The following is a 12,530-nucleotide window of genomic DNA, read 5'->3' as shown; positions in this document are numbered from 1 at the left end:
GGGAGAAGGGAATGGTTAGCGAAGTAAAACCCGCAGCAAAGCGCTTCGACAATAAAGTCGTGGTTGTGACGGGCGGCAGCCGGGGGATTGGATTAAGTATTGGAGAACGTTTCGCACAGGAAGGCGCGAAAGTTTGCCTGTCGGCGAATGAGAAGAGCGTGTTCGACGCGGCGGCCCAATTGCGCGAATCCGGCTACGACGTCATTGCAGCCGAAGTGGATGTCACTGACAAGTCGCAGGTAAAAGATCTCTACGATGAAGTCGCCGGCAAACTCGGCGAAGTCGATATCTCGGTGCAGAACGCCGGCGTCATCACCATTGCGAAGCTGCCCGATCTCACCGAGGCCGAGTGGGACAAGGTTCTCGCAGTCAATACGAAGGGCGTTTTCCTGTGCTGCCAGGAAGCGGCGACGCGTATGTTGCGCGCGGGGAAAACCGGGCGTCTGATCAATACGGCCTCAGGGCAGGCTCGTCAGGGTTTCGTCTACACGCCGCACTATGCAGCAAGCAAGTTCGGCGTATTGGGTATTACCCAAAGCCTCGCGAAAGAACTCGCGCCGACCGGCATTACGGTCAATGCATTCTGCCCCGGCATTATCACGACCGACATGTGGTCGTATAACGACGAAGCATGGGGCAAGCTGCTCGGCGACTATAAGCCGGGCGAGTTGATGACCGAGTGGGTGAACAACATTCCGATGAAGCGCGCAGGGACGGGCAAGGATGTGGCGGGACTGGTCGCCTTTCTGGCGTCGGACGATGCGGCCTACATTACCGGCCAGACGATCAACGTCGACGGCGGCATGTTCATGTCGTGAAGTGACGTGATTCTGGCGCCAGTATGCAGATGAAAAACATTTTTCCACCCGCATACTGGCGCCGTGTGTGATTACTTCAACGTGACTTCAGTGCAGGTTCAACGCGGTATCACGCAACCGGCAACGCCGCGAATTTGCGAACCGTGTCCGCGCATGCGTGAGCCGCTTCGGCACCCTTCACCAGGAAGTGCTCCTTGAAGTATTTCGCGTGTTCTTCCCCGTGGAAGTGGTGCGGCGTCAGCACGACGGAAAACACCGGCACGCTGGTTTCGAGCTGTACCTGCATGAGTCCGCTGATAACGGCCTGAGCGACGAACTCGTGCCGGTAAATGCCACCGTCCACGACGAGGCCTGCGGCGACGATGCCCGCATAACGTCCGCTTTGCGCGAGGCGTTTGGCGTGCAGCGGAATTTCGAATGCGCCGGCCACTTCGTAGAGGTCGATATCGTCGGCGCTATAGCCGCGCTCCTGCATTGCTTCGACGAACGAGATCTTGCATTGATCGACGATATCGCGGTGCCAGCATGCCTGAATGAAAGCGATGCGTGTGCGGCTACCGTTGGACGAACCGTTGTGTGCTTCTGAATGGAGTGAGGTTGCGATATTCATGGACTTCAGCCTGTTGGTGTGAACAGGGCGAAGGACGGCCCTTTCCCGCTATATCGCTGTCGCGACGAGCGCAGGCCGTCCCGTTCTCTTTCATCCGGACTATGACCGTCGGCCCCGGAATCTAACCGGGTCTGCTGACCTCTGCACCAAAGAACGGTGACCGAGCGCTCGCGGGCTACGCGCTTTTCGCACGATTACCGCCGGTGGGGAGTTTCACCCCGCCCCGAGAACTTGTTCTTTTCAGAACGGTGCGTAAGGTATCACGAATTTTTAATTTTTGCTGCAACGCGGGCGGTCTGACTATCGCGCGCGCGACGCGGGTCAATGAGAGGAAAGCATGCAACGCAAGCTGATTTTGGGTAACTGGAAGATGCACGGATCGACTGAATCCAATGCCGCGTTGCTTGCCGCAATTCGCGAACGGATGAGCCGCGAAAACACCAACGTCGATGTCGGCGTGTGTGTGCCCGCCATTTTCGTCGAGCAGGCCCGTTCCGCGTTGCAGGGCAGTGCGGTTGCGTGGGGCGTGCAGGACGTCTCCGCGCATGTGCAAGGCGCGTTCACCGGCGAGATTTCCGCCGCGATGGTCGCCGGGTTTCAGGCAACGTTCGCAATCGTCGGACATTCGGAACGGCGGGCGAATCACGGGGAAACGGCGTTGGTGGTCGGCGAGAAGGCGCGTCAGGCACTGGTCGCCGGACTGGTACCGGTCGTGTGCGTTGGCGAAACGCTGGCGGAACGCGAAGCGGGCGCAACCGACGCGGTGGTTCGCGCACAACTCGCCGCCGTGCTCGAAGCAATTTCCGTCGACGACGCAAAGAAAATCGTCGTCGCGTACGAGCCGGTATGGGCGATCGGAACGGGCCGCAGCGCATCCGTCGACGAAGCGCAGGCCACGCATGCCGGACTGCGCGATGTTCTGCGCGAATACGATGCGGGTCTGGACAAGCTGCGGATTCTTTATGGCGGCAGCATCAAGCCGGATAACGCAAGCTCGCTGCTCGATTGCGACGGGATCGACGGTGGTCTGATTGGCGGCGCGTCGCTCAAATCGGCGGACTTCATTTCGATCATCGAGGCGGCTGCCAGCCTGCATGCCGATGATTCTCTGCATATCGGTTGAAACGGGCTCGCGCTATTTCTGCGGGCGTTTCGCGCGTCTGCCAATTGAACGCGTATTATTAAACTGAAAGCATTTTTACCTGGCGACCAGCGAAACATCATTGCAAGGAAAAATCCGTTCAAGCAGAAAAGGGCTTGAAAAAGGCCGCTTTCCGGCATCGTCGAACAGGTAATGGCCGGTCCGGGTCTACGTCCCAAAACCATAACCTGCGCCTGTCGAGTTATAATTGGTAAGCATGCTGATAAAAGAAGCAGCATTTATCAGCCTCGGTAGATCTGGACTTAACATTACAAAATGACTCATCCCCACGAGCCCGATACGGGCCGCTCCGTGCCGAATTCCGGCCGGCGCTTACTGCTGGCCAGCATATTGGCCAGCTACGCCAGTTCTTTTATTCCCTGGCCTCTCGCCAACGCACAAACAGTTGTTCCTGAAACTGCTGCCGCGCCCGAAGCGTTTTTGATGGTGTCGCGTGCGATCACGGGGCGCGCCACGCTCGACGCTGTTCAGGCAAACCGGCTTTATGCCGGTCTGGTTGCGACGGTTCCTTCGTTTGCCACGCAATTGACCGCGCTCGCCGCGTACATCGCAGCGAATCCGTCCGCGGAAAAGCAATTGCAGGCTTCTCTCGATGCCGCGAATGTCCCGTTCGCCAAGCTGCCTCGTCAGATTGCCACCGCCTGGTATGTCGGCGTGGTCGGCTCGGGTCCGGCCGCGCGTTGCGTGACCTACGAAACCAGTTTGATGAATGTCGTGGTATCCGACCGGTTGAAGCCGCCAAGCTACGCCTACGGTCCCTATGGAAGCTGGGGCCGTAATCCCCTCTCGGCAGCCTGACGCTTCATCGGTAATTCAAGGAACAAAGCATGTCTGAGCAGTTGTCAGCCGATATCGTTGTTATCGGCTCGGGTATCGTCGGTTCTCTCGCGGCCCATCGTCTCGTGTCGCAAGGCGCGTCTGTATTGATTCTCGAAGCGGGTCCGCGCGTGGATCGCGGCCGCATCGTCTCGAACTTCCGTAATTCCCCGCGCAAGGGTGACTTCATGTCGCCTTATCCGTTTTCGTCGTGGGCGCCGCATCCGGTTTATCAACCTGTCGATAACGATTATCTCGTGCAGGCCGGGCCGTATCCGTACAAGGCGGAATACATCCGCATGGTCGGCGGCACGACCTGGCATTGGGCCGCGCAAGCGTGGCGTCTGCTGCCGAACGACTTCCGTCTGCAAACGCAATACGGCGTGGGTCGCGACTGGCCGATTTCGTACGAAGACCTCGAACCCTTCTATTACGAAGCGGAAGTGAAGATGGGCGTGTCGGGTGCGCCGAACAATGGTTCGCCGCGTTCGAAACCGTTCCCGATGCAACCGGTTGCGGAGTCGTATCTGGAGCAGCGTTTTCGTGAACGTCTCGCACCTGGCGGTTATGACGTCATCACCAATACGACTGCACGTAACAGCCGCAACTACGATGGCCGTCCCGCGTGCTGCGGCAATAACAACTGCATGCCGATCTGCCCGATCGACGCGCAATATCACGGCGGTCTCGCTGCTGACGCAGCCGAAAAAGCCGGCGCGAAGCTGGTCGAAAACGCGGTGGTGTATCGCATCGAGCACGATGCAAACGGCCGTATCGTCGCGGTGCATTACTACGATCCGAACAAGGTCTCGCACCGCGTGACGGGCAAGACCTTCATTCTTGCGGCGAACGGTATCGAAAGTCCGAAGCTGTTACTGCTGTCGGCAAGCGACAAATTCAAGAACGGTCTCGCGAACAACTCGGACATGGTGGGCCGTCATCTGATGGATCACCCGAGCAACGGTCTCGTGTTCGATGCCGAAGAAGAACTGTGGCCGGGCCGTGGCCCGATGAGCCCGAGTTCGATCAACGCGCTGCGCGACGGTGCATTCCGTTCCGAACATGCGGCGTTCCGGATCGACATTTCGAACGCGTCGCAAGTGGCGTCGGTCACGCAGGCACTGATTGCGAAGGGTGTCTATGGCGAAGAACTCGAACAGCAGATCCGTTATCACGCGGCACGCCAGTGCAGTTTGAAGAACGTGCTGGAGATCCTGCCGGATCCGAATAATCGCGTGACACTCAGCGATCGCAAAGACGCGCTTGGCATTCCGACACCGCAAATGCACTACGCGATGAACGACTACGTGCACAAGGGCATGGCGGCGGCACGCGACGAGTACACGCGTATCGCGAAGCTGATGGGCGGCACGAATCTGCGTTACAGCCCGGACGGCGTGTATGGCAACAACCAGCACATAACCGGCACGATGAGCATGGGTCACGATCCGAAGAACTCGGTAGTCGACGCATTCGGGCGAACGCACGATCACGAGAACCTGTATATCGCGAGCACCGGCGTGATGCCGACGGCCGCCACGGTCAACTCGACACTCACCGCTGTAGCGCTTGCGCTTCGTTCGGCCGATCACATCCACGCAAACGCCTGAAGATGACTTATTTTCCGTTCATGGCGTTCAAACGCCATTTGTGCGCGGCGTTGTTCGCGTCGGTCGGCCTCATGGCCGGGGTTCACGCGGACGAGGGCGACCTTGTCAAGCGTGGCGAATATCTCGCGAAGGCGGGCGACTGCATCGCGTGCCACAGCGCGCCGCAAGGCAAACCGTTCGCGGGCGGCCTGCCGCTTGCGACGCCGCTCGGCGAGATCGTCTCCACCAACATCACGCCGTCGAAGACCAACGGTATCGGCAACTACACGCTGGATCAATTCAGCGCGGCGTTGCGACAAGGTGTGCGTGCGGATGGTCAGCATCTGTATCCGGCCATGCCGTATACGTCGTACGCCAAGGTCAGCGACGACGACGTGAAGGCGCTCTACGCGTACTTCATGCAGGGCGTCGCGCCGGTCGATACGTCGCCGCCGTCGACCGACTTGCCGTTCCCGTTCAACGTGCGTCTGTCGATGGCCGCGTGGAACCTGCTGTTCCTCGATCGTCAGCCGTTCAACGCCGATCCGGCGAAGAGCGTCGAGTGGAATCGCGGCGCGTATCTGGTGCAAGGGCTCGCGCATTGCAGCACCTGTCATACGCCGCGTAATGCGTTGATGGCTGAAGATACGTCGGCAAGTCTGGGCGGCAGCGTGGTCGGTACATGGTATGCGCCGAACGTGTCGTCCGACGCGACCAGCGGGATCGGTTCGTGGAGCGAAGACGAGATCGCCGCTTATCTGCGCACCGGTCACGTCGTGGGCCGGGCACAGGCAGCGGGTCCGATGGCCGAAGCGGTGGACAACAGCTTCCAGCATCTGAGCGACAGCGATCTGCACGCGATGGCGGTTTATCTGAAGTCCGCAGCGCCGGTTCACAACGCCGCTGACCGTCAGGCCGCCGACACATGGGGCGCTGCGAAATCGAGTCTCGACGAGATTCGCGGTGTGCCGTTGCCCGCCGACGCGAACCAGATGAGCGGTCCGCAGATTTACGACGCGTATTGCGCGAGCTGTCACCAGGCGCATGGCGAAGGAGCGGGGCAAGGCATCGACGGACCGGGTCTGCCGTCGCTGTTTCATAACACGGCGCTGGGTCATGCGAACACGAATAACCTCGTGATGGTGATGCTCGAGGGCGTGCATCGGCAGGACAGTGCGCCTGATGTGCTGATGCCGGCCTTCGGCCATCTGCTCTCCGATCAGCAGATCGCGACACTCGGTAACTATCTGCTCAAGCAGTATGGAAACCCGGACGCATCGGTCACGGTGCAGCAGGTGACGACCTTGCGCAAGGGCGGCGAAGCATCGCCGCTGATCATGATCGCGCGAATCGGAATGGCGCTTGCGGCACTGATCGTGCTGGGCATTGTCGTTCTATTGATTCGCCGGCGATAAGCTCTCGCCTCGCAACGCGCCGTGGTCATCGACCATTGCGCGTTGCGAGGCGCTCTTTATAGACGCATCAAAGACGGTGCGTCTATAAAGAGCGCTATTAGGAACTGTCTTTCTATTGCTCGTGCGAAGAAATCACAGACGGGTTTTCAGGTAGGCTATGCAAGAACTCAACCAAAGTGGAGAGCATCTTGCAGGAAAGCCGTTTCCATCTTTATGCCGACGCTCAATTCACGAGCCCTTACGCGATGTCGGTTTTCGTGACCCTTCACGAAAAGAATCTGCCGTTCGATCTCTCTACTGTCGACCTCGACAGTCACGCTAATAAAGAAGCCGGATACGCCGCCACGTCGCTGACGCAGCGAGTGCCGACGCTCGTGCAAGGAGACTTTGCATTGTCGGAATCGTCGGCGATTACCGAGTACCTTGAAGAGGCCTTTCCGCAGACGCGCGTCTATCCGCAAGACCGATTGCTGCGCGCGCGCGCACGTCAGGTGCAGGCGTGGTTGCGTAGCGATCTGATGCCCATTCGGGAAGAGCGCTCGACTCAGGTCGTGTTTTATGGCGTGCGCGGCGCGCCGCTTTCCGCTGCGGCGAATGCAGCGGCCCAGAAATTGTTCTCTGCGGCAGAGGCGTTGCTTCCTGCCGGTTCACCTAATCTTTTTGGGGAGTGGAGTATTGCCGATACGGATCTCGCGGTCATGCTGAATCGACTTGTCATGCATGGCGATCCGGTGCCTGCACGGTTGGCGGAATATGCGTCGCGTCAGTTTGAACGGCCTTCTGTGCGGCTATGGGCTGAATTGGATCGGCCGCCGCTATAACTGCGTATAAGCTCGCCAAAGGCGTCATAAGATCCATCTTCGCACCGCTACTTCCGATGAGCCTGTCCCGCCCATTGCCGCCGCTGTTGTCCTTACGCGCTTTCGAAGCCGCCGCGAGGCGAATGAGTTTTAGCCAGGCGGCGCAAGAGCTTTTCGTCACGCAAAGCGCAGTCAGTCATCACATCCAGAAGCTGGAAGCCGACCTGGGCGTCGCATTGTTCGAGCGTCGTACGCGCGCTGTTGCACTCACTTCGCACGGCGAGGCTTATTACGCAAAGGTGCGGGACGCATTCGAACTTCTTCGGCTAGGCACTGAGCAGATCCGCTCGCGGCCGCGGGAAAAAGCCACATTGACGGTCGGCTTGCTCGCTTCGTTCGCTACCCGCTGGCTGGCGCCGCGACTGCGTGCGTTCTCCGCGGCCTATCCAGACATCGCGCTGCAATTGCGGCCCGAGATCGCGCTCGCCGACGTCACGGCCGGTGAGGTCGACGTGGCGATTCGCTACGGCCGCGGCGGCTGGCCTGGCGTGCATGCACAACGGTTGATGCCCGAGCGTCTGTCGCTGGTGTGCGCGCCGTCGCTTGTCACGGGAAAGAATCGTTTGCGAAAGCCGCAGGACGTATTGCGCTTTCCGCTTCTCACCTCGTATTCGAAGCACTCGTTCGAATGGGATGCGTGGGCGCGACGTTTCGACGTCGATCTCGGTCAGAAGCAGATGGTGCAACTGCACGACTACAACATCGTGGTGGAGGCAGCGCTCGACGGGCAGGGTATAGCGATGGGCCGGCATCGTCTGGTCGGGCGTCAGCTGGCGAGCGGCGAACTCGTGCCGGCGCTGCCCGAGGCGATACTGGACGACGCCCGCATCGGCTGGTGGTTCGTGACGCCAAAGGGCAGTCTGAGCGATGCAGCCGCCGCGTTTCGCGACTGGCTCGCCGATGCGGCGCGGCAGGACGCATTCGATGCCACGCATGAATCTGGCTCATCTGTCGCAGGCAAGAATTGATTGGTCAGCGCATGCCCGAACGAATAGGATCGATTTTCCCCAATCCAATCGACCCCCATCGACCCCCATCATGAGCACTTCGATCTCTGCCCGCGTTGCCAGTCTCGGTCTCACGCTCGAACCCGCCGCGTCGGCTGCCGCCAATTACGTCCCGTTCGTCCAGGATCACCATCTCCTGCATATTTCCGGACAGATTTCGCGCAAGGGCGGGGCGCCTGCCTATCTGGGCCGATTGGGCGACAATCTGTCGGATGACGAAGGCATCGAGGCCGCATGACTGTCGGCGCTCGGCGTGCTTGCGCAAATCGCCGCGGCTACCGGCGACCGCCTGGATCGCGTCGCACGCGTTGTACGTCTTACGGTGTTCATTGCCAGCGCGCCGGGTTTTGATCGACAGAGCGCGGTGGCCAACGGTGCGTCCGATCTGATGGTTCAGGTATTCGGCGACGCCGGGCGGCATGCGCGAAGTGCGGTCGGCGTCGCGGCGCTGCCTGCGGGCGTCGCTGTCGAAGTCGATGCTGTTATCTCACTGGTTCCCCCTTCGCACGAATTCGCGTGACAGGAAAAAACATGTCTACTGCACTTTCGACCACCGCCGTGGATGCGCTACGTGCGCAAACGCCCGGCACACAAACCACCACGCACTTCAATCACGCGGGCGCTTCGCTGCTGTCGTCGGCGACACTCGATGCGATTCACGCGCAGTTGGCGCGCGAAGCCACGATGGGCCAGATGGAGGCCGGTTTCGCCGGACGTGAGCAAAGCGGGCGGGCGCGGCAACTTGCTGCACAGCTGTTCAATGCACAAGCGTCGGAGATCGCATTGACCTCGGGCAACTCGTTCGGCTGGGTCGCGGCATTTGCCGCGTTGGGGCCGTGGCAAGCGGGCGACCGGATTCTGGTCGGGCGGCACGAGTGGGGCGGCAATCTCAGCGCCATGCGGATGGTGGCGAAGCGTGACGGCGTATCGATCGAGGTGATTCCGTGCGATGCCGACGGCGCAGCCGATCCTCAAGCACTTGAATCGATGATCGACGGCCGCGTGCGCCTGATCTCGCTCACGTGGCTGCCCGCGAACGGCGGCGTGATCAACCCCGCGGCGGCGATCGGGCAGGTGGCGCGGCGGCACGGCATTCCGTATTTCATCGATGCCGCGCAGGCAGTCGGACAAGTGCCGGTGGATGTCGTGGCCCTCGGTTGCGACGTGCTGAGCGGCGCGGGCCGCAAGGCGCTGCGCGGTCCGCGAGGCACGGGTCTTCTGTATGTGCGGAAGGATTTTCTGCCGCGCCTCACCCCGGCATTGGTCGACACACATTCCGCGCCGCTCGATACGCATGGCGAGCCGGTTCTGCGAGAAGATGCCGCGCGGTTCGAATTGTCCGAGGCGGCGTATGCGCTGCATTGCGGTCTCGCCAACGCGCTCCACGAAGCACTGGAGATCGGCGTCGACAACATTCGCGCGCGGATCGACCGGATTGCGGCGGGACTGCGTGAACAACTCGCGGAGATTCCGGGTGTGACGGTGCTCGACCTCGGCGCCGAACGCTCGGGTCTGGTGGCGTTCAACCTCGCGGGCCTCGATGCGAGCGACGTGCAGCGCAGCCTCGCAGAACAGGGCGTCACGATTGGCGGCAACGGTGTCGCCTACACGCCGTTCGATATGGAAGCGCGAGGACTCGCCAGAATCGCACGAGCGTCGGTCAGCTATCTGACTACCGAGGCCGAGATCGACAGATTGCTGAGCGCGCTGCGAACATTTCGGCGCTAGCTAATACCGATATAATCAGTAATATTTACCTTAAATAGCTGCGAATGTGTAGTAAAAATTACTCATTCGCGCCCAAAGTCATAACTATTCAGACTTTTGCGTCAATAAATTAAACAAACGCAAGAATCATTCTCAAGGTAATTAAGTAGTTGCCGTAAACGAGGACTCAGGGCTGTGATGAACAGCGACATCCTCGGAGAGAAAAATGAAGGCTGGGAAAGCGGCGATTTCGCTGCAGGCGCGCATTGCGCTGACGATGGGTTTTCTTGCGATCCTGATGGTGGTTATCGGCGTTCTCGGTCTGCTCGGTACGAGCCAGGCGAATCGCGCGAACCAGGATACGTATGAAAACAAGCTGACCGCGGCGACCAATATCGGCAACGCGGAAATCTACATCGCTCGCACGCGCCTGGTTCTGGACCGAGTCGCGCTGCATCCGGACGACCCGAACACCGCCGATCAGATCGACCGCGCCAGCGGCTTCTTCGGCAAGTCCGACGACTGGTGGAAGAAGTTCGTCGATCAGCCGCACGAACCCAGCGAGGCCAGCCTGATCGGCGACGCAACCGAGCGCCGCAAGGCGATGCGCGGCGCGGTCTCCGCGTTCATCGCGGCGATCAAGGCGAACGATCGCGCGCAGATCGACACGATCGCGATGACGCAGCTGAGCTCGCTCTATAACGACATGAGCGCGGCCAACGAGAAGGTCAAGCAGGCGCTCTACACGAACGCCAAAAACAATTACGACGCAGCCGAATCGAACTTCCGCACCTTCTTCACGGTGTCGATCGCGATGATCGTGATCGGCGTGTTAGCGGCCGGCCTGAGCTGGTTTGCGCTGCGTCGCGCGATCATGAGTCCGCTGAATCAGGCACTCGATCATTTCGATGCGATTGCCGAAGGCGATCTGAGCCGCCGTATCCACGTGATCGCCGAAGACGAAATGGGCACACTGCTGCGCGGCGTCGAGAAGATGCAGGCGAGCCTTGCAAAAACGGTGCGCGCGGTGCGCGGCAGCAGCGAATCGATTGCCACCGCGACCGCGCAGATTGCGTCGGGCACGATGGATCTTTCGTCGCGCACCGAAGAGCAGGCCGCCTCGCTCGAAGAAACGGCGGCGAGCATGAGCGAGTTGACCGCTACCGTCAAACAGAACGCGGACAGCGCACGCACCGCGAGTTCGCTCGCCGACAACGCTTCGCTGGTCGCGACGCGCGGCAACGAAGTGGTCGAGCGCGTGGTCGGCACGATGGGCGGCATCGACGCGAGTTCGCGCAAGATCGCCGACATCACCGGCATTATCGAAGGCATCGCTTTCCAGACCAACATTCTCGCGCTGAATGCAGCGGTCGAAGCCGCGCGCGCGGGTGAGCAGGGCCGTGGCTTCGCGGTGGTCGCGTCCGAAGTGCGCAGTCTCGCGCAACGCTCGTCGTCGGCGGCCAAGGAGATCAAGGATCTGATCACCGAGTCGGTGCAGACGGTGACGGTCGGCTCGGAACTCGTCGCGGACGCGGGCCGCACGATGCAGGAAGTGCTGGTCGCGGTGCGTCAGGTGACCGATCTCGTCAACGAAATCGCAGCCGCCGCCGAACAGCAGCGCGCGGGTATCGAGCAGGTCGACACAGCCGTCAGCCAGATGGATTCGATCACGCAGCAGAACGCCGCGCTCGTCGAACAGGCGACCGCTGCCGCCCAGGCGCTCAATGAACAGTCGCGCAGCCTGCATGGCGTCGTCGACGTATTCAAGCTCGCCTGAGTTTTTATTTCCCCACTCGACCTATAAAAATGAAGATCCCCAACGATCGCAGCCGCCGCGGCTTTCTCAAGGGCTCGCTGGCGATGGCACCGTTAGCCGTCGTCGGTGTGTCCAGCGCGGTGGTTCAGCCTCTCTCGCAAATGCAGAAGCCGGGCCTCCCGCCGCCCGACCATCCCACGGTAGAAAACTACACGCCGGGCTATTTCACGCCGGAAGAATGGGCGTTCGTGAACGCCGCCTGCGACGTGCTGATTCCAAAGGACCACGTCGGTCCGGGCGCCGTCGAACTCGGCGTGCCGCAATACATCGACCGTCAGATGCAGACGCCGTATGGCGACGCGTCGCGCTGGTACATGCAGGGGCCGTTCCTGCCCGCTGAAGCCGAATTCGGCTACCAGTCGAAACTCACGCCGAAGGAGCAGTACCGTCTCGGCATTCGCGCGATCAACGCGTATTGCCGCGAGCATTTCGCGGGCAAGGTGTTCGCCGATCTGACGGTCGAGCAACGCACCGACATGTTCAAGCAGATCGAGTCCGGCAAGCTGAACGTCGAAGGATTCAAGCTGAAAAGCTTCTTCAGCGGCTTCCTGCTGAAGAACGTCTACGAAGGCTATTTCTGCGACCCGTCGTACGGCGGCAACAAGGACATGGCCGCGTGGAAAATGATCGGTTACCCCGGCGTGCGCGCCGATTACCTGGAGTTCGTGGGTGAGGCCAAACCTTATCCGTATGCACCGGTGAGCCTGTACGGCAAGCGAGGATAAGAAAG

Annotated in this window: 11 protein-coding genes, 1 pseudogene and 1 riboswitch; of the genes and pseudogenes, 11 read left to right on the top strand and 1 reads right to left on the bottom strand. The window is 60.6% G+C overall.

Features of this window, described 5'->3' with window-relative positions; translation table 11 throughout:
• Positions 1-11 precede the first annotated feature (11 nt).
• Entirely contained in the window at positions 12-818 is an 807-nt protein-coding gene (locus ABH945_RS25205; protein ID WP_429252324.1) for an SDR family oxidoreductase, read from the top strand.
• A gap of 109 nt (positions 819-927) precedes the next feature.
• On the opposite strand, the gene ABH945_RS25200 is transcribed toward ABH945_RS25205, so the two are convergent.
• Complete coding sequence (locus tag ABH945_RS25200; protein WP_083380029.1) at positions 928-1,428, bottom strand: 6,7-dimethyl-8-ribityllumazine synthase; 501 nt, start codon at positions 1,426-1,428, stop codon at positions 928-930.
• 78 nt (positions 1,429-1,506) lie between these two features.
• Positions 1,507-1,663: riboswitch (FMN riboswitch) on the bottom strand.
• Positions 1,664-1,765: 102 nt separating this feature from the next.
• Here ABH945_RS25200 and tpiA point away from each other — a divergent pair.
• The 10 genes and pseudogenes from tpiA (at position 1,766) to ABH945_RS25150 (ending at position 12,525) form a co-directional block, all read left to right on the top strand.
• Entirely contained in the window at positions 1,766-2,551 is a 786-nt protein-coding gene (tpiA, locus tag ABH945_RS25195; protein ID WP_429252323.1) for a triose-phosphate isomerase, read from the top strand.
• Positions 2,552-2,845: 294 nt separating this feature from the next.
• The gene (locus ABH945_RS25190; protein ID WP_429252322.1) at positions 2,846-3,388 is read left to right on the top strand and encodes a sugar dehydrogenase complex small subunit; all 543 of its coding nucleotides are present in this window, start codon (positions 2,846-2,848) and stop codon (positions 3,386-3,388) included.
• A 29-nt stretch (positions 3,389-3,417) separates the two neighbouring features.
• A complete protein-coding gene (locus tag ABH945_RS25185) occupies positions 3,418-5,016 on the top strand; it encodes a GMC family oxidoreductase (RefSeq protein ID WP_429252321.1) in 1,599 nt (532 codons plus the stop codon).
• Positions 5,017-5,018: 2 nt separating this feature from the next.
• Positions 5,019-6,410: a c-type cytochrome gene (locus tag ABH945_RS25180; RefSeq protein ID WP_429252320.1), complete on the top strand. Its 1,392-nt coding sequence runs from the start codon at positions 5,019-5,021 to the stop codon at positions 6,408-6,410.
• 188 nt (positions 6,411-6,598) lie between these two features.
• Positions 6,599-7,231, top strand: a complete 633-nt coding sequence (gene yfcF, locus ABH945_RS25175) for a glutathione transferase (protein ID WP_429252319.1) — start codon at positions 6,599-6,601, stop codon at positions 7,229-7,231.
• 56 nt (positions 7,232-7,287) lie between these two features.
• Complete coding sequence (gene gcvA / locus ABH945_RS25170) at positions 7,288-8,238, top strand: transcriptional regulator GcvA (protein ID WP_429252318.1); 951 nt, start codon at positions 7,288-7,290, stop codon at positions 8,236-8,238.
• A gap of 70 nt (positions 8,239-8,308) precedes the next feature.
• Positions 8,309-8,797, top strand: a pseudogene (locus tag ABH945_RS25165) (RidA family protein).
• An 11-nt stretch (positions 8,798-8,808) separates the two neighbouring features.
• Positions 8,809-10,005 carry an aminotransferase class V-fold PLP-dependent enzyme gene (locus tag ABH945_RS25160; RefSeq protein WP_429252317.1) on the top strand — a complete coding sequence of 399 codons (1,197 nt, stop codon included), beginning with the start codon at positions 8,809-8,811 and terminating at the stop codon, positions 10,003-10,005.
• A gap of 205 nt (positions 10,006-10,210) precedes the next feature.
• Positions 10,211-11,761, top strand: coding sequence for a methyl-accepting chemotaxis protein (locus ABH945_RS25155; protein WP_074767952.1), 1,551 nt, complete (start codon positions 10,211-10,213; stop codon positions 11,759-11,761).
• Between the two features lie 29 nt (positions 11,762-11,790).
• Positions 11,791-12,525, top strand: a complete 735-nt coding sequence (locus tag ABH945_RS25150) for a gluconate 2-dehydrogenase subunit 3 family protein (protein WP_074767954.1) — start codon at positions 11,791-11,793, stop codon at positions 12,523-12,525.
• Positions 12,526-12,530 lie beyond the last annotated feature (5 nt).

It is taken from the genome of Paraburkholderia sp. GAS333, assembly GCF_050435665.1.
GTDB lineage: Bacteria > Pseudomonadota > Gammaproteobacteria > Burkholderiales > Burkholderiaceae > Paraburkholderia > Paraburkholderia fungorum_A.
This window is presented reverse-complemented; position numbering and strand designations above follow the sequence as displayed.